Origin of the sequence: Streptomyces sp. NPDC058257 (assembly GCF_042881845.1) — a bacterium.
In the GTDB taxonomy this organism is placed as follows: Bacteria; Actinomycetota; Actinomycetes; order Streptomycetales; family Streptomycetaceae; genus Streptomyces.
The window spans coordinates 1,110,591-1,127,073 of the sequence record NZ_JBHVXJ010000001.1 but is presented as its reverse complement, the minus strand read 5'-3'; the positions used below and the strand labels follow the sequence as shown (position 1 = coordinate 1,127,073).

14 protein-coding genes are annotated in these 16,483 nt (G+C 70.1%); 10 read left to right on the top strand and 4 right to left on the bottom strand.

The genetic code is table 11. The annotated features are described in order from the left end of the window. Position 1 precedes the first annotated feature (1 nt). Positions 2-325, top strand: a complete 324-nt coding sequence (locus ACFVXC_RS04850) for a nucleotide pyrophosphohydrolase (RefSeq protein WP_389901587.1) — start codon at positions 2-4, stop codon at positions 323-325. A 276-nt stretch (positions 326-601) separates the two neighbouring features. After that, complete coding sequence (locus ACFVXC_RS04845) at positions 602-1,084, top strand: DUF6099 family protein (RefSeq protein ID WP_389901424.1); 483 nt, start codon at positions 602-604, stop codon at positions 1,082-1,084. A gap of 74 nt (positions 1,085-1,158) precedes the next feature. On the opposite strand, the gene ACFVXC_RS04840 is transcribed toward ACFVXC_RS04845, so the two are convergent. Together ACFVXC_RS04840 and ACFVXC_RS04835 are read right to left on the bottom strand one after the other, a co-directional pair. Next, positions 1,159-1,419: a hypothetical protein gene (locus tag ACFVXC_RS04840; protein WP_389901422.1), complete on the bottom strand. Its 261-nt coding sequence runs from the start codon at positions 1,417-1,419 to the stop codon at positions 1,159-1,161. A 309-nt stretch (positions 1,420-1,728) separates the two neighbouring features. Then, complete coding sequence (locus ACFVXC_RS04835) at positions 1,729-2,652, bottom strand: LLM class F420-dependent oxidoreductase (RefSeq protein ID WP_389901420.1); 924 nt, start codon at positions 2,650-2,652, stop codon at positions 1,729-1,731. 120 nt (positions 2,653-2,772) lie between these two features. Between ACFVXC_RS04835 and ACFVXC_RS04830 the strand changes: the two genes are divergently transcribed. The 6 genes from ACFVXC_RS04830 (at position 2,773) to ACFVXC_RS04805 (ending at position 11,729) form a co-directional block, all read left to right on the top strand. Next, the gene (locus ACFVXC_RS04830; protein WP_389901418.1) at positions 2,773-3,222 is read left to right on the top strand and encodes a cold-shock protein; all 450 of its coding nucleotides are present in this window, start codon (positions 2,773-2,775) and stop codon (positions 3,220-3,222) included. A gap of 216 nt (positions 3,223-3,438) precedes the next feature. Then, the gene (locus ACFVXC_RS04825) at positions 3,439-5,022 is read left to right on the top strand and encodes a 3' terminal RNA ribose 2'-O-methyltransferase Hen1 (RefSeq protein ID WP_389901417.1); all 1,584 of its coding nucleotides are present in this window, start codon (positions 3,439-3,441) and stop codon (positions 5,020-5,022) included. Further along, positions 5,019-7,661: a polynucleotide kinase-phosphatase gene (locus tag ACFVXC_RS04820; RefSeq protein WP_389901415.1), complete on the top strand. Its 2,643-nt coding sequence runs from the start codon at positions 5,019-5,021 to the stop codon at positions 7,659-7,661. Before ACFVXC_RS04825 ends, ACFVXC_RS04820 begins: the two co-directional genes overlap by 4 nt. A 201-nt stretch (positions 7,662-7,862) precedes the next feature. Further along, positions 7,863-9,086 (top strand): arginine deiminase, encoded by a 1,224-nt coding sequence (locus tag ACFVXC_RS04815; protein ID WP_389901414.1) that lies wholly within the window; start codon positions 7,863-7,865, stop codon positions 9,084-9,086. 60 nt (positions 9,087-9,146) lie between these two features. Continuing rightward, a complete protein-coding gene (gene argF / locus ACFVXC_RS04810) occupies positions 9,147-10,145 on the top strand; it encodes an ornithine carbamoyltransferase (protein WP_389901412.1) in 999 nt (332 codons plus the stop codon). A gap of 147 nt (positions 10,146-10,292) precedes the next feature. Then, positions 10,293-11,729, top strand: a complete 1,437-nt coding sequence (locus ACFVXC_RS04805) for an amino acid permease (RefSeq protein WP_389901411.1) — start codon at positions 10,293-10,295, stop codon at positions 11,727-11,729. Here ACFVXC_RS04805 and ACFVXC_RS04800 read toward each other — a convergent pair. Further along, positions 11,710-12,141 (bottom strand): ATP-binding protein, encoded by a 432-nt coding sequence (locus ACFVXC_RS04800; RefSeq protein ID WP_389901409.1) that lies wholly within the window; start codon positions 12,139-12,141, stop codon positions 11,710-11,712. The two genes, ACFVXC_RS04805 and ACFVXC_RS04800, sit on opposite strands and share 20 nt — an antisense overlap. A gap of 352 nt (positions 12,142-12,493) precedes the next feature. Here ACFVXC_RS04800 and ACFVXC_RS04795 point away from each other — a divergent pair, with 352 nt between their 5' ends. Both ACFVXC_RS04795 and ACFVXC_RS04790 read left to right on the top strand, forming a co-directional pair. Then, positions 12,494-13,321 (top strand): enoyl-CoA hydratase family protein, encoded by an 828-nt coding sequence (locus ACFVXC_RS04795; RefSeq protein ID WP_389901407.1) that lies wholly within the window; start codon positions 12,494-12,496, stop codon positions 13,319-13,321. A gap of 2 nt (positions 13,322-13,323) precedes the next feature. Continuing rightward, complete coding sequence (locus tag ACFVXC_RS04790; protein ID WP_389901406.1) at positions 13,324-15,681, top strand: bifunctional salicylyl-CoA 5-hydroxylase/oxidoreductase; 2,358 nt, start codon at positions 13,324-13,326, stop codon at positions 15,679-15,681. On the opposite strand, the gene ACFVXC_RS04785 is transcribed toward ACFVXC_RS04790, so the two are convergent. Then, positions 15,665-16,480, bottom strand: coding sequence for a PaaX family transcriptional regulator C-terminal domain-containing protein (locus tag ACFVXC_RS04785; protein WP_389901404.1), 816 nt, complete (start codon positions 16,478-16,480; stop codon positions 15,665-15,667). The genes ACFVXC_RS04790 and ACFVXC_RS04785 overlap by 17 nt on opposite strands. Positions 16,481-16,483 lie beyond the last annotated feature (3 nt).

Genomic DNA, 16,483 nt, shown 5'->3' with positions numbered 1-16,483 from the left:
ACTGACTGAATTTGATGTAGCGGGACTGCAGCGCCGACTGGCCGACTTCGCGGCGAAGCGGAACTGGGAGCAGTACCACACGCCCAAGAATCTGGCCGCCGCGCTCAGCGTGGAGGCGTCCGAACTGGTCGAGATCTTCCAGTGGCTGACGCCCGACGAGTCGGCGAGGGTGATGGACGACCCGGATTCGGCGCACCGGGTGGCGGACGAGGTCGCCGACGTACTCGCCTATCTGCTGCAGTTCTGCGAGGTCCTTGGCGTCGACGCGCTGGCGGCGCTCGCCGCGAAGATCGACCGGAACGAGCAGCGCTTCCCGGCGCCATGAGTTCCCTGACTCTCGGCTCCCTGACTCTCGGCTCCCTGGCCCTCGGTTCCCTGGCCCTCGGTTCCCTGAGCCCCCGGTTTCGTGCCCCAGTTCATGGACCCATTTTCTGTAGATCCGTCACTCTCCGGAGTGGACATACCGTCCACAGTCGATAACTTGTCCACAGATTTCCAGGTTGCTCTAGCTTTTCGTCCCGCTGGCACTCACTCTGGGTAGTGGGCAGAGTGGCTGTGGCGAGCGTGCGGCGGGTGCGCGCGGGATGGGTGGGGGGTGCGCATGGAGGCGATGCGGCTCATCGAGGCGAGCAGACATGCTCTGGCGCGGAGTCAGGAGCCGTCGGACATCGTCGCGGAGGTGTGGCAGTCCCAGGCCCTCGCTCAGGCGATCGGCAATCGGCTGGCGATCGCCGGGCCGCAGGAGTTGCGGGGCGAGGCGCTCGACCTGAGCGAGGTCGGCGGCAGAGGCTGCGGGGTTCTCGATGCCCAGGGCCTGGGGAAGGAGAGCATCCGCGCGGCGCGGCTGACGGGCGTCGACCAGGTGTACGAGGTGCTGCAGGGGCTCGACGAACTCCTCGGCGAGGTGGGCATCGCGCTCGTCGGCGTGGCCATGGGCGCGGAGGACGAGGGGCTGTACTGGCAGTGCATGGAAGCGATCGACGCCGCCGACGAGTCGAGGGACCGGGTGCTCGAAATGCTGCGCGGTCTCGCGGTGCGCGAACAGATGCTGCCCGAACCCGACTCGGCGGCGGGGTCGTCATGAGCCGGCGCCGTGACGGGGGCCGCGGACGGTCCGATGGCACAGACGCCGGGGGCGCCGGGGGAGTGCCGGTGCCTTCAGAAGCGGGTGGGCTCGTCGCCTACGGGGGGACGAGGAACGGGGTGCGCGGAACCGTCGGCGGACGACGTGGACTGCTGGAGCTCCGCGTCGAGCTGCGTCAGATCCGCGTTGAGCGCGGCCATCAGCTCCTCCATCTGCTGGAGCAGGCCCTTCGCCGGACTCTTCGCCGGGCCCTTCGCTGGACTCTTTGCGGGGCCCTGCTCGGGCACGGACGGTTCGCGCGCGGCCTCCTGCTCGGGTACGGCTTCCTGGGACATGACGGCCTCCTCGGCCCTCGCCCTCCGGGTGGAGGAGGGCAGCTGATGCAAGCGACGCACCAGCAGCGGCCACCGGCGCGGGTGCCGGGCGGTCCGGCTCCGCCCGAGCCAACGATCACCCGCGGTGGCGGGTCACTGGGGCGGAGCCGCACCGGATGCGGGGTTGACGGAATTTCACCCGGCCGTGGCCCGATCACCTCGCCATCAGGTCAGTTGCCGTCAGGCCGACTGGTGTCGGACCTACTGCCGTCAGGCCGACTGGTGTCGAACCCACTGCCGTCAGACCCACTGCCGTCAGGCCAGCTGCCGTCAGGTCAGCTGCGGCATGACCTCCGAGGAGATCAGCTCCAGGTGGTCGAGGTCGTCCAGGTCGAGCATCTGGAGATACATGCGCTGCGAGCCGACCGCCTGGTAGGCGGCGATCCTCTCGACGACCTCGGCAGGGGATCCGGCGAGCCCGTTCGCCTTCAGGTCCTCCACCTCGCGCCCGATCGCGTCGGCGCGGCGCTTCACCTCGGCGTCCGTCTTGCCGACGCAGGCCACAAGGGCGTTGGAGTAGGTGAGGTCATCGGCGGTGCGGCCGTGCTCTTCGGCGGCGGCGCGCACGCGCTTGAACTGCTGCTCGGTATCGGAAAGAGAGGCAAAGGGGATGTTGAACTCGCTCGCGTAGCGGGCCGCGAGGGCGGGCGTCCGCTTGGCGCCGTGTCCGCCGATGAGGACGGGCACCTTGGACTGCGCGGGCTTGGGAAGGGCGGGGGAATCGGAGAGCTGGTAGTAGGTGCCGTCGAAGGTGAAGCGCTCGCCGACCGGGGTCTCCCACAGGCCGGTGACGATGGCGAGCTGCTCCTCAAGGCGCCCGAACTTCTCCTTCGGGAAGGGAATTCCGTACGCGGAGTGCTCCGCCTCGTACCACCCCGAGCCGAGGCCGAGCTCGATGCGGCCGCCCGACATCTGGTCGACCTGCGCGACCTGGATCGCGAGAACGCCCGGCAGCCGGAACGTACCCGCGGTCATCAGGGTGCCGAGTCGGATCCGCTGGGTCTCGCGGGCCAGTCCGGCGAGAGTGACCCAGGCGTCCGTGGGGCCGGGAAGGCCGTCGGAGGAGCCCATCACGAGGTAGTGGTCGGAGCGGAAGAAGGCGCTGTAGCCGAGGTCCTCGGTGGCCTTGGCGACGCGGAGAAGCGTCTCGTAGGTCGCACCCTGCTGCGGTTCGGTGAAGATTCGAAGGTCCATACAGATATCTTGCCCGGACGCCGGATCCACTTTCAGCCCCGCACGGGTCGTGTTGCGGGGGTTAGGCTTCGGAACTGGCTGTCCGGGCGAGGGGCCCGGAGATGGTGTGTTGGGGTTGAGATGGTCGCTGGCAGAGTTGTCCGGTTCGACGGCGCGCGGGGTTACGGGTTCATTGCCCCGGAGCACGGTGGGGAAGACGTGTTCCTGCACGCCAATGATCTGCTGATTCCGGAGCCCTTGGTGTACACGGGGGCGCAGGTCGAGTTCGAGATCGAGGAGGGCGAGCGCGGGCCCAAGGCGTCGTCCGTCCGGCTTCCCAAGGGGGCGCAGGCGCCGGCGGCACCGCCGTTCGCGGGCCGGGCCCAGGCGCCGCCGTCGATTCAGGCGTCCGCCCCGGGGTTCGACGACGGTGAGGAGCCCACCTGCGATGTGCTCAGCGTCGCGGAGTACTCGTTCGAGGTGACCGAGCTGCTGCTCGGCACGGCGCCGTGGATGACCGGTGAGCAGATCAAGCAGCTCCGCGAACAGTTGGTGCAGCACGGCAAGAGCCACGGCTGGGCAGAGGGCTGAACAGAGGGCTGAACAGAGGGCTGAGTGGAGGGCTGAGTGGAGGGACGCACGGTGAGCTGAACACGCGGTGACGCAGCGAGCGGGCCGGGTTCCGAGGGGAGCCAGGGGGAGCGAAAACCCCTGAGTGTGGCGCAGGTGTTCGCTGTACGGTCTAGAGGCGCGCTGGAGCCGCAACCGTAAGTTTCCGCAGTTCAGATTGCGTTTCGAGGCAAACCCGTGTTCCTGACGATCAGTACCTCCGGTACCCCCGAGAGCCCTGCGACCGACCTCGGGTTCCTGCTGCACAAGCATCCCGACAAAGCGCAGGCGTTCTCCACGTCCTACGGCACGGCACACGTCTTCTACCCAGAGGCGTCCGTGGAGCGTTGCACAGCCGCGCTGCTGCTGGAGGTGGACCCCGTCGCACTGGTGCGGCGGGGGAAGGGCAAGGGGAAGGGCGGTGCGCCCGACGCGGCACTCGCCCAGTACGTGAACGACAGGCCCTACGCAGCTTCGTCGCTGCTCGCGGTGGCGCTGAGCGCGGTGTTCTCCAGCGCGATGCGCGGGGTGTGCAACGCACGGCCCGAGCGGGCGGTGCAGCCGCTGCCGCTGCGGATCGAGGTGCCCGCACTGCCCTCGCGCGGCGGCGCGGATCTGGTGCACAAGCTGTTCGAGCCGCTGGGCTGGACGGCCACGGTGACGCGGATCCCGCTGGACGTGCGGTTCCCGCAGTGGGGCGAATCTCGGTACGTGCACCTCGTGCTCGAAGTGCCGGACGGGAAGCTGACCCTGGGCGAGGCGCTTCGGCACCTCTATGTCCTGCTCCCCGTCCTCGACGACGCCAAGCACTACTGGGTCTCGCCCGACGAGGTCGACAAGCTGCTGCGAGCCGGTGAGGGCTGGCTCGCGGACCACCCGGAGCAGAAGGTCATCACCAGCCGCTATCTCGCGCGGCGCTGGTCGCTGACCCAGGAGGCCATGCAGCGGCTCGAACTGGTGCGGCTCGCCGACGCGGACGACACGGACGTCGACGACCTCGACAACGCGGTCGAGGAGGAGAGCGCTGACGCTGATGTTGAAGAGGCGGAGGAGGGGATGGACAAGCCCGTGCCGCTCGCGGTGCTCCGTCGCGAGGCGATTCTCGCGGAGCTGACCGGCTCGGGCGCCGGACGCGTGCTCGATCTCGGATGCGGACAGGGCCAGTTGGTGCAGGCACTGCTCAAGGACACGCGGTTCACCGAAATCGCCGGTGTCGATGTGTCGATGCGGGCCCTGACCATCGCCTCACGGCGGTTGAATCTCGACCGCATGGGCGAGCGGCAGGCCGAGCGCGTCAAGCTCTTCCAGGGCTCGCTCGCGTACACCGACAAGCGGCTCAAGGGGTATGACGCCGCCGTGCTCAGCGAGGTCATCGAACACCTCGACGTGGAGCGGCTGCCCGCCCTGGAGTACGCGGTGTTCGGCTCCGCGCGGCCGCGCACCGTGCTCGTGACGACCCCGAACGTCGAGTACAACGTCCGCTGGGAGACGCTCCCCGCCGGACATGTCCGGCACGGCGACCACCGGTTCGAGTGGACGCGGGAGGAGTTTCGCGGCTGGGCCCGCCAGGTGGCCGAACGGCACGGTTATGGAGTGGACTTCGTGCCCGTCGGCGAGGACGACCCCGAGGTGGGCCCCCCGACTCAGATGGCCGTGTTCACGCGAACCGACAAGACCGACAAGGTGGATAAGGCCGACAAGACCGAGAAGAACAACAAGACGTACGAGACCGCGAAGAACAGCGACACCGACAAGAACGCGAAGGAGGTGCAGGCGGCATGACGAATGAATCCGGCACCGGTCCCAGCAACAGCTCCCGTACTGAAGCCACTACCGAAGCCACTACTGAAGCCAATACCGAAGCCACTCACGCGGGACGCGTGCTGCCCGTCACCGACCTCTCCCTCGTCGTCCTCGTCGGTGCCACCGGCTCCGGGAAGTCCACCTTCGGCCGCAAGCACTTCAAGCCCACCGAGGTCATCTCCAGCGACTTCTGCCGTGGCCTCGTGGCGGACGACGAGAACGACCAGGGCGCGAGCGGTGACGCCTTCGACGTGCTGCGCTACATCGCGGGCAAGCGCCTCGGCGCGGGCCGCCGCACCGTCGTCGACGCCACGAACGTACAGAGCGAGAGCCGTAAGCAGCTGATCGCGCTGGCCAGGGAGCACGACGTCCTGCCCATAGCCATCGTCCTGGACGTGTCCGAGGAGGTCTGCGCCGCGCGCAACGCCGAGCGCGACGACCGGGCCGGCATGCCGCGCCGCGTCATCCAGCGCCACCAGCGCGAACTGCGCCGCTCCCTCAAGCACCTGGAGCGCGAGGGGTTCAGAAAGGTCCACGTCCTCAGAGGCGTGGACGAGGTCGACGGCGCCACCATCGTCACCGAGAAGCGCTATAACGACCTCTCCCACCTCACGGGCCCCTTCGACATCATCGGCGACATCCACGGGTGCGCCACCGAGCTGGAGACGCTGCTCGGCAAGCTCGGTTACGTCGACGGCGCGCACCCCGAAGGGCGTACGGCCGTCTTCGTGGGCGACCTCGTCGACCGCGGCCCGGACTCCCCGGGCGTGCTGCGCCGCGTGATGTCGATGGTCGGCGACGGCAACGCCCTGTGCGTACCGGGCAACCACGAGAACAAGCTCGGCCGTCACCTCAAGGGCCGCAAGGTCCAGCTCACCCACGGACTCGCCGAGACCGTCGAGCAGTTGGAGGCGGAGAGCGAGGAATTCACCCGAAGCGTGCGGGAGTTCGTGGACGGACTCGTCTCGCACTACGTCCTTGACGGCGGAAAGCTCGTCGTCTGCCACGCGGGTCTGCCGGAGAAGTACCACGGGCGTACGTCGGGCCGGGTGCGCTCGCACGCGCTCTACGGCGACACGACCGGCGAGACCGACGAGTTCGGCCTGCCCGTGCGCTACCCGTGGGCGGAGGACTACCGCGGCAGCGCCGCCGTTGTCTACGGCCACACCCCCGTGCCCACCGCGACCTGGCTGAACAACACCATCTGCCTGGACACCGGCGCCGTGTTCGGCGGTGCGCTCACCGCGCTGCGCTGGCCGGAGCGCGAGCTCGTCGACGTACCGGCGGAGCAGGTCTGGTACGAGCCGGTCAAGCCGCTCAGCACCCAGGCCCCCGGGGGCCGCGAGGGGCGGCCGCTCGACCTGAACGACGTGCACGGCCGCCGCGCCGTGGAGACCGGTCAGGCGGGCCGCGTCGCCGTGCGCGAGGAGAACGCGGCGGCGGCCCTGGAGGTCATGAGCCGTTTCGCCGTCGACCCGCGGCTGCTTCCCTACCTCCCGCCGACAATGGCCCCGACCGCGACATCGCAGCGCGAGGGGTACTTGGAGCACCCGGCCGAGGCCTTCGCGTCGTACGCCAGGGACGGGGTCGCCCGGGTCGTGTGCGAGGAGAAGCACATGGGTTCGCGCGCCGTGGCCCTGGTGTGCCGCGACGCGGACGTGGCCCGCGAGCGCTTCGGGGTGGACGGGCCGACCGGCTCGCTCTGCACCCGCACGGGGCGCCCGTTCTTCGACGACCCGGAAGTCACCGAGGAGATACTCGGCCGCGTGCGCGCCGCCGTCACCGAAGCGGGCCTGTGGCAGGAGCTCGCCGGGTCCGACAGCGCCTCCGGCACCTGCGACTGGCTGCTGCTCGACGCGGAGTTGATGCCCTGGTCGCTGAAGGCGTCCGGCCTGCTCCGCACGCAGTACGCAGCCGTGGGCGCCGCGTCCGCAGCCGTCTTCCCCGGCGCGATCGCCGCCCTGGAAGCGGCGACGGCACGCGGCGTGAACACCGGGGAACTCCTGGCCACGCAGCGCGAACGGGCCGTGGACGCCGCCGCGTTCACGGACGCCTACCGCCGCTACTGCTGGCCGACCGAAGGCCTTGAGGGCGTGCGCCTCGCGCCGTTCCAGATCCTGGCCGTCCAAGGCCGCAGCCTCGCCGCGCTCCCGCACGACGAACAGCTCGCCCTGATCGACCGCATGGTGGAGCACGACGGCACCGGGCTGCTGCAGACCACCCGGCGGCTCTATGTCGACACCGGCGACGAGGCGTCGGTCCAGTCGGGCATCGACTGGTGGCTGGAGATGACCAACCGCGGTGGCGAGGGCATGGTCGTCAAGCCGGTCGAGGCGCTGGTCCGCGACGGGAAGGGCCGGATCGTGCAGCCGGGCATCAAGTGCCGGGGACGCGAGTACCTCCGGATCATCTACGGCCCGGAGTACACCCGCCCCGACCGCCTCGACAAGCTGCGCGGCCGTTTCCTCGGCCACAAGCGCTCGCTCGCGATCCGTGAGTACGCGCTCGGTATCGAGGCACTGGACCGCCTCGCGGCGGGCGAGCCGCTGTGGCGGGTGCACGAGGCGGTGTTCGCGGTCCTGGCCCTGGAGTCGGAGCCGGTCGACCCGCGGCTCTAGGGACGGCCCGCGGCTCTAGGGACGGCCCGCGGCTCTGGGGACGGCCCGCGGCTCTGGGGACGGCCCGCGGCTCTGGGGACGGTCCGCGGTTCTAGGGACGGTCCGCGGCCCTGGGAGCCGCTGACCGGCGGCTCCGGATGCCGCTCCGCGGCTTTGGGCAACAGCGGGCGTCGGCCGTCCGGCCAGGGAAAGATGGACTCCATGGGATTCCATGTCGACTCCGAGGCCGGGCGGCTGCGCCGCGTGATACTGCACCGCCCCGATCTGGAGCTCAAGCGGCTCACGCCGACCAACAAGGACGCGTTGCTCTTCGACGACGTCCTGTGGGTCCGCAGAGCCCGCCAGGAACATGACGGATTCGCCGACGTGCTGCGCGATCGCGGGGTGGCCGTCCACCTCTTCGGCGACCTCCTGACCGAGGCCATGGACGTGCCAGGGGCGCGCCTGCTGGTCCTTGACCGGGTCTTCGACGAGAAGGAGTACGGGCCGCTCGCGACGGACCATCTGCGGGCCGCGTTCGAAACGCTGCCCTCCGCCGAGCTCGCCGACGCGCTGATCGGCGGGATGACGAAGCGGGAGTTCCTGGAGCGCCACCCGGAGCCGACATCCGTGCGCTTCCACTGCATGGACCTGGACGACTTCCTGCTCGACCCGCTGCCCAACCACCTCTTCACCCGCGACACCTCGGCCTGGATCTACGACGGCGTCTCCATCAACGCCATGAGCCGACCCGCGCGGCAGCGCGAGACCGTGCACTTCGAGGCGATCTACCGGCACCACCCCCTCTTCAAGTCCGAGGGCTTCCACGTCTGGTCCCAGGGGCAGGCGGACTACCCCTCCACCATCGAGGGCGGCGACGTCCTGGTGATCGGCCGGGGCGCCGTCCTCATCGGCATGAGCGAGCGCACCACGCCGCAGGCCGTCGAGATGCTCGCGCACAAGCTCTTCGCGGCGGGCTCCGCGCAGACGATCGTGGCCCTGGACATGCCGAAGAGACGCGCGTTCATGCATCTCGACACGGTGATGACGATGGTCGACGCCGACACCTTCACGCAGTACGCGGGCCTGGGCATGCTCCGCTCGTACACCATCGAACCAGGCGTCGACGGGCGGGAGCTGAAGGTCACCGACCATCCGCCCGAGCACATGCACCGGGCGATCGCGGCGGCCCTGGGGCTGAGCGGTATCCGGGTCCTCACGGCCACCCAGGACGTGCACGCGGCCGAGCGCGAGCAGTGGGACGACGGCTGCAACGTGCTCGCGGTCGAGCCCGGCGTCGTCGTGGCGTACGAACGGAACTCGACGACGAACACGCATCTGCGCAAGGAGGGCATCGAGGTGATCGAGATCCGGGGGAGCGAGCTGGGGCGCGGCAGGGGCGGGCCGCGCTGCATGAGCTGTCCGGTGCAGCGGGATGCCGTATAGAAATGTGGAGCGTCGTATAGACTTCCAGTGTCCTCATACGTGTACCCCTGGAGCGCCATCATGGCCATCGACCTCACCGGCCGCCACTTCCTCAAGGAGCTGGACCTCACCGCCGAGGAGTTCCGCGGCCTGGTCGACCTCGCCGCCGAGCTGAAGGCGGCCAAGAAGGCCGGTACGGAGGCGCAGCGTCTGCGCGGCAAGAACATCGCGCTGATCTTCGAGAAGTCCTCCACGCGGACGCGCTGCGCCTTCGAGGTCGCGGCCGCCGACCAGGGTGCCTCCACGACGTACATCGACCCGGCCGGATCGCACATAGGCAGCAAGGAGTCCCCGAAGGACACCGCCCGGGTGCTCGGCCGGATGTTCGACGCCATTGAGTTCCGCGGTGACGCCCAGTCGACGGTCGAGGAGCTCGGCGCCCATGCGGGCGTGCCCGTCTACAACGGCCTGACCGACGACTGGCACCCCACCCAGATGCTCGCCGACGTGCTCACGATGACCGAGCACAGCGCCAAGCCCCTCACCGAGGTCGCCTTCGCGTATCTCGGTGACGCCCGCTTCAACATGGGCAACTCGTACCTGATCACGGCCGCACTGCTCGGCATGGACGTACGCATCGTCGCGCCGAAGGCCTACTGGCCCGCCGCCGAGATCGTCGCCAGCGCCCGCGAGCTCGCCGAGACCAGCGGCGCCCGGATCACGCTCAGCGAGGACATCACCGAGGGTGTCGCGGGCGCCGACTTCGTCGTGACCGACGTCTGGGTCTCCATGGGCGAGCCCAAGGAGATCTGGGACGAGCGCATAGCCGCGCTCGCGCCGTACGCCGTGACCATGGACGTGCTGCGCGCGACGGGCAACGCCGACGTGAAGTTCCTGCACTGCCTCCCGGCCTTCCACGACCTGGGCACGGAGGTCGGCCGTGAGATCCACGCTCAGCACGGTCTAAGCTCTCTCGAGGTCACCGACGAGGTCTTCGAGTCGGCGCACTCCGTCGTCTTCGACGAGGCCGAGAACCGCTTGCACACCATCAAGGCGGTCCTCGTCGCCACGCTCGCCTGACACCACGGGCCGTCGGCACTCGTCCGACCTGCCACACACGCGTTACCAGCTCACACTGGTGGGGCCGGGGAACACCTTCCCCCGGCCCCATTTCGTTGCGGCACCACCCCTCGCCGCACCCAGCACCACCGAAATGAGAACCACCGCATGCGCTCGACCGGTCCGGCAGGACTCCGCATCAAGTCCCCCGAACTCCTCGTCGCCGAATCGGGCGCCGACCTCGAAGGCCATGGCCTCAAGCGCACCATGGGCCTGTTCCAGCTGGTGTGCTTCGGCGTCGGCGCGATCGTCGGCACCGGCATCTTCGTCGGCCTCTCCGACAGCGTCGCCGAGGCGGGCCCCGCGGTCGCCGTCTCGTACTTCCTCGCCGCCGTCACCTGTATCTTCACGGCGTTCTCGTTCGCCGAGCTCGGCGGGGCGATCCCGGTCTCCGGCAGCTCGTACTCCTTCGCGTACGCCTCGCTCGGCGAGCGCACCGCGTTCCTCGTCGGGTGGTGCCTGCTCCTGGAGTACGGCGTCTCCGTCTCCGCCGTCGCGGTCGGCTGGAGCCAGTACCTGAACGAGCTGCTCGAAAGCCTCACCGGCTGGCATCTGCCCGACGCGCTCTCCACCGGGCCCGGTGAGGGCGGCGTCGTGAATCTGCCCGCCGTGGTCGTGATCCTCCTTGCCGCGGTGCTGCTCGTGCGCGGCATCCGCGAGAGCGCGCGGGCGACGGCAGCCATGGCCGTGCTCAAGATCGGGATCCTGCTGCTCTTCCTGGCGATCGCGTTCACCGCGTTCAAGGCCGGCAACCTCACGCCCTTCGCGGGCGCCGGGGTCTCGGGGATCACCGCGGGCGCCTCGCTCGCCTTCTTCTCCTTCATCGGCTTCGACGCGATCACCACGGCGGGCGAAGAGGTCAAGAACCCCCGGCGCAACATCCCGATCGCCGTCCTGATCTGCATCGGCGTCGCCACGCTGCTGTACGTCGCTGTCGCCATCGGAGCGATCGGTGCCCTGGGCGCCGACGCGGTAGCCGACAAGCCCGCGGCGCTCTCGCTGATCGTCAACCAGGTCACCGACTCGACGGTCGGCGGCGGCGTCATCGCCTTCGGCGCTGTCGTGGCCATCGCGTCCGTCGTACTGGCCGTGATGTACGGGCAGACCCGCATCCTGATGTCGATGTCCCGCGACGGGCTCATCCCGCGCGTCTTCGAGCGCGTCTCGCCCAGGACCTCGACGCCGGTCGCCAACACCTGGATCGTCGCGGCGGTCTTCGCCGTCCCGGCCGCCTTCTCGTCGCTCGACGTGGTGGTCAACCTGACGACGATCGGCACGCTGGCGATCATGGTCGTGGTGAATGTCGCGGTACTAGCGCTGCGCCGCTCGGCGCCGGAGCTGAAGCGCACCTTCCGGGTGCCGCTGTACCCCGTGTGCCCGGTCCTCGGCGTGGGCTTCTGCCTCTATCTGATCTGGGGCACGGGCTGGACGACGTGGGTGCAGTTCGCCGTGTTCCTCGTCGTGGGTGCCCTGGTGTACGCGCTGTACGGGCGCCGTCACTCCCGGCTCGCCGGGGCGGCCGGGGCTACGCCGCGGGGAGTGTGAACCAGACCGCCTTGCCGGAGTCGGTGGGGCGGTGACCGCAGGACGAGCTGAGGGTGCGGATCAGGAGCAGACCGCGCCCGTGCTCCTGCCAGGGGTCCGGCTCGCTCATCGGTGCCGGATCGCTGAGATCGCCGGGCGGCAGCGGGTTCGAGTCGTGGACCTCCACCTGGCAGCCGCTCGGCAGGAGCTCGATGACGAGCTCTATCGGGTCGTCGCCCGAGGTGTGCTCCACCGCGTTGGCCACCAGCTCGGCCGTGAGCAGCTCAGCGGTATCGCTGTCGGCGGGCGACTCGATCTCCGTGAGTGCGGTGCGCACCAGTGCTCGGGCGATCGGCACGGCCGCGGTGGTGTGCGGCAGCGCGATGCGCCACGAGGCTGGAGCGGAAGGTTTGTGCAAGGCGGGTCCGTTCAAGGCAGCAGGAGGTCCTGCTTTCAACCGTACGAATCTTAAGCGCTATGTCGACAGGGTCGACGGTCGGGCATTTCCGGGACGTCCGGCCCTTGGGTGCCTCAGGCGACAAGACATGCATGTCGGGATTTCCGTTCCCTCAAGGAGCCCCTGATGCGAACGCGTGACCGCGTGATCGCACGGTCGTGACGTATCGCGTACGCGTGACGACAGTCACGGACAGGTGATAACTTCGAAAGGCAGAGGCACCTTCGAAGAGGCACCTTCGAAGAGGCACCTTCGAAGAGGCACCTTCGAAGAGGCACCTTCGAGAAGCAGACCGCCGCCGCCCCGACCGAGGAGGCCGCACGTCGTCATGAGTCCCTTCACCGGCTCCGCCCCCCGCACCCCCGACTGGCAGCACCTCCGATTCGGGGTGGACGACGGGGTCGCCACGGTCACCCTCGCCCGCCCCGACAAGCTGAACGCGCTCACCTTCGGTGCCTACGCCGACCTGCGCGATCTCCTGGCCGAACTCTCCCGCGACAAGTCCGTACGCGCGCTGGTGCTCGGCGGAGAGGGGCGCGGCTTCTGCTCGGGCGGTGACGTCGACGAGATCATTGGCGCGACCCTCGGTATGGACACCGCGGCGCTGCTCGACTTCAACCGCATGACGGGACAGGTCGTACGGGCCATCCGCGAGTGCCCCTTCCCGGTGATCGCCGCCGTGCACGGGGTGGCCGCGGGCGCGGGCGCGGTGCTCGCGCTCGCCGCGGACTTCAGGGTGGCCGATCCCTCGGCGCGGTTCTCCTTCCTCTTCACCCGGGTCGGCCTGTCGGGCGGTGACATGGGAGCCGCGTACCTCCTGCCCCGCGTCGTCGGCCTCGGCCACGCCACCCGGATCCTGATGCTCGGCGACCCGGTGCGCACCCCGGAGGCCGAACGGATCGGCCTGATCAGCGAGTTGACGGACGAGGGCAAGGCGGCCGAGGCCGCACAGTCCCTCGCGCGCCGCCTCGCCGACGGCCCCGCCCTTGCGTACGCGCAGACCAAGGCGCTGCTGACCTCGGAACTCGACATGCCGATGGCGGCCGCCGTGGAGCTGGACGCCGCGACGCAGGCCCTCCTCATGACCGGCGAGGACTACAAGGAATTCCACGCGGCGTTCACGCAGAAGCGCCCGCCCAAGTGGCAGGGGCGCTGACGATGGCCACCCCCGAGACCCCGGCCACCCCCGAGACCCCGGCCACCCCCGAGACCCCGGCCACCCCCGCGCGCGACTCCGCACACCGCGTCGCCGTTATCGGCGGCGGACCCGGCGGGCTCTACGCCGCCGCCCTGCTCAAGCGGCTCGACCCGGAGCGCGAGATCACCGTCTGGGAGCGCAACGCCCCGGACGACACGTTCGGCTTCGGAGTCGTTCTCTCGGACGAGACGCTCGGCGGCATCGAGCACGCCGACCCCGTCGTCTACGCCGCGCTCCAGGCGGAGTTCGTGCGCTGGGACGACATCGACATCGTGCGCCGGGGGAGCCGTCACACCTCGGGCGGGCACGGATTCGCGGCGCTCGGGCGGCGCAGGCTGCTCGGCATCCTGCACGAGCGGTGCCGGGAGCTCGGCGTCGATCTGCGCTTCTGCGCCGAGGCGCCGTCAGCGGCCGAGCTCTCCACCTCGTACGACCTGGTGATCGCGGCGGACGGCGTGCACAGTCTCACGCGCGAGGCGCACGCGCAGGCCTTCGGGCCGAGTGTCGAGACGCACCGCTGCCGCTACATCTGGCTCGCGGCCGACTTCGCCTTCGAGGCCTTCCGCTTCGAGATCGCCGAGACCGAGCACGGCGTGATGCAGCTGCACGGCTACCCCTTCTCCACGGCGGGGACCGGTGAGTCCACGGTCATCGTCGAGATGCGCGAAGAGGTGTGGGAGGCGGCCGGGTTCGCGGAGCTCGACGAGCGCGACTCGACCGAACGCTGCGCCAAGATCTTCGCCGACGCGCTCGGCGGCCGCACCCTGCGCGGAAACAAGTCCTCCTGGATCAACTTCCGCACGGTCCTCAACAAGCACTGGTCGCATGGCAATACGGTGCTGCTCGGCGACGCCGCCCACACCGCCCACTTCTCCATCGGCTCCGGCACCAAGCTCGCCGTCGAGGACGCCCTCGCGCTCGCCGCATGCCTTCAGGAGCAGCCCGGCATCCCCGAGGCCCTCGCCGCGTACGAGACGGAGCGCCGTCCCGTCGTCGAGTCCACGCAGCGCGCCGCCCGCGCCAGCCTGGAGTGGTTCGAGCGGCTTCCCGACTATCTCGGCCAGCCGCCGCGCCAGTTCGCCTTCAACCTGCTCACTCGCAGCCGCCGCGTCACCCACGACAACCTGCGCCTGCGCGACGCCCGCTTCACCGAGTCCGTCGAACGCGACTTCGGCTGCCCGGACGGTACGCCGCCGATGTTCACGCCCTTCCAGCTGCGCGACCTCACCCTGCGCAACCGCGTGGTCGTCTCGCCCATGGACATGTACTCCGCGACGGACGGCGTCCCCGGCGACTTCCACCTCGTACACCTGGGCGCGCGGGCGCTCGGCGGCGCGGGCCTGGTCATGACCGAGATGGTGTGCGTCAGCGAGAGGGGCCGCATCACACCGGGCTGTGCGGGCCTCTACACCGAAGGGCAGGCCGACGCCTGGCGCCGGATCACGGACTTCGTGCACGCACAGGCGCCGGGCACCGCGATCGGCGTCCAGCTGGGGCACTCGGGCCGCAAGGGCTCCACGAAGCTGATGTGGGAGGGCATCGACGAACCCCTCGACGAGGGCGACTGGCCGTTGGTGGCCCCCTCGCCCCTCCCGTACAAGCCGCACAGCCAACGCCCGCACGAGCTGGACCGGGCCGGGCTCGACGAGATCCGCGAACAGTTCACCGAAGCGGCCCGGCGGGCCGGGCGTGGCGGGTTCGACCTCCTCGAACTGCACTGCGCGCACGGCTATCTGCTCTCCGGGTTCCTCTCGCCACTGACGAACCGCAGGACGGACGAGTACGGCGGCTGCCCGGAGAACCGCCTGCGCTTCCCTCTGGAAGTATTCGACGCGGTAAGGGAGTTGTGGCCGGACGGTAAACCCATGACCGTCCGCGTCTCGGCCACCGACTGGGCCGAGGGCGGCACCACGGCGGACGACGCCGTCGGCATCGCCCGCGCCTTCGCCGCGCACGGAGCCGACGCGATCGACGTCTCCACGGGGCAGGTCGTCTCCGACGAGCGCCCCGCGTACGGCCGCTCCTACCAGACCCCGTTCGCCGACCGCATCCGCAACGAAACCGGCATCCCCGTCCTGACGGTCGGCGCCATCTCCTCCTGGGACGACGTCAACTCCCTGATCCTGGCGGGCCGCACCGACCTGTGCGCGCTCGCGCGTCCCCATCTGTACGACCCGCACTGGACGCTGCACGCGGCGGCCGAGCAGGGTTACGCGGGACCTGGCGTCGCCTGGCCGGTGCAGTACGGCGCGGGCAGCCGCCGCCCACAGACAGGGCGCACGGACGCCCCCAAGCCCCGCCTCAAACTGGGGAGTTGACGAACCCCGCCCCCGCGTCCCGCAGCCGCCCGTCGAGCGCCCTGAACACCTCGGCCGACCGGTCACCGGGCCACCCCTCCGGGAGGAGTTCCCCCGGAAGGCCCGGGTCCGCGTACGGCAGCCTGCGCCAGGAGTCCAGGGCGAGGAGATAGTCGCGGTACGCCTCTTCGGGCGGGGTCTGTGTCCGTCCCTGCCAGGCTCGGAGCACCGGCTCGTGCCGGTCGAGGAACGCCTCGTGCTCCTTGGCGATCGAGGACAGGTCCCACCAGCGGGCCACCGCGTCCGCCGTCGCCGCGAAGCCCAGGTGCTCGCCCCGGAACAGGTCGACGTACGAGGCGAGTTGGAGGCGTTCCAGCGTGTGCCGGGTCTCTTCGTAGAGGTGCGCAGGGGCGATCCACACCCCCGGTGCCGCCGTCCCGAAGCCGAGTCCGGCCAGGCGGGAGCGCAGGACGTGCCGCTTCTGGCGTTCCGACTCCGGTACGGAGAAGACGGCCAGCACCCAGCCGCCGCCCCGCCGTGCGGCCGGGGGAGTGGCGTAGATGCGCCGGTCGCCGTCCTCCAGGAGCTGGCGTGCGTCCGGCGACAGGGCGTACCCCGCCGCGCCCGCCGCCGTCCGCGCCGGTACGAGAAGCCCGCGCCGCTTGAGCCGGGACACGGACGAGCGCACGGACGGGGCGTCCACGCCGAGGGGGGCGAGGAGCCTGACGAGGTCGGCGACCGGCACCGGGCCGGGGGCCGCGCGCCCGTAGGCGCCGTAGAAGGTGACGATCAGGGACCGTGGAGTGTGCTGCTCGGACACGTG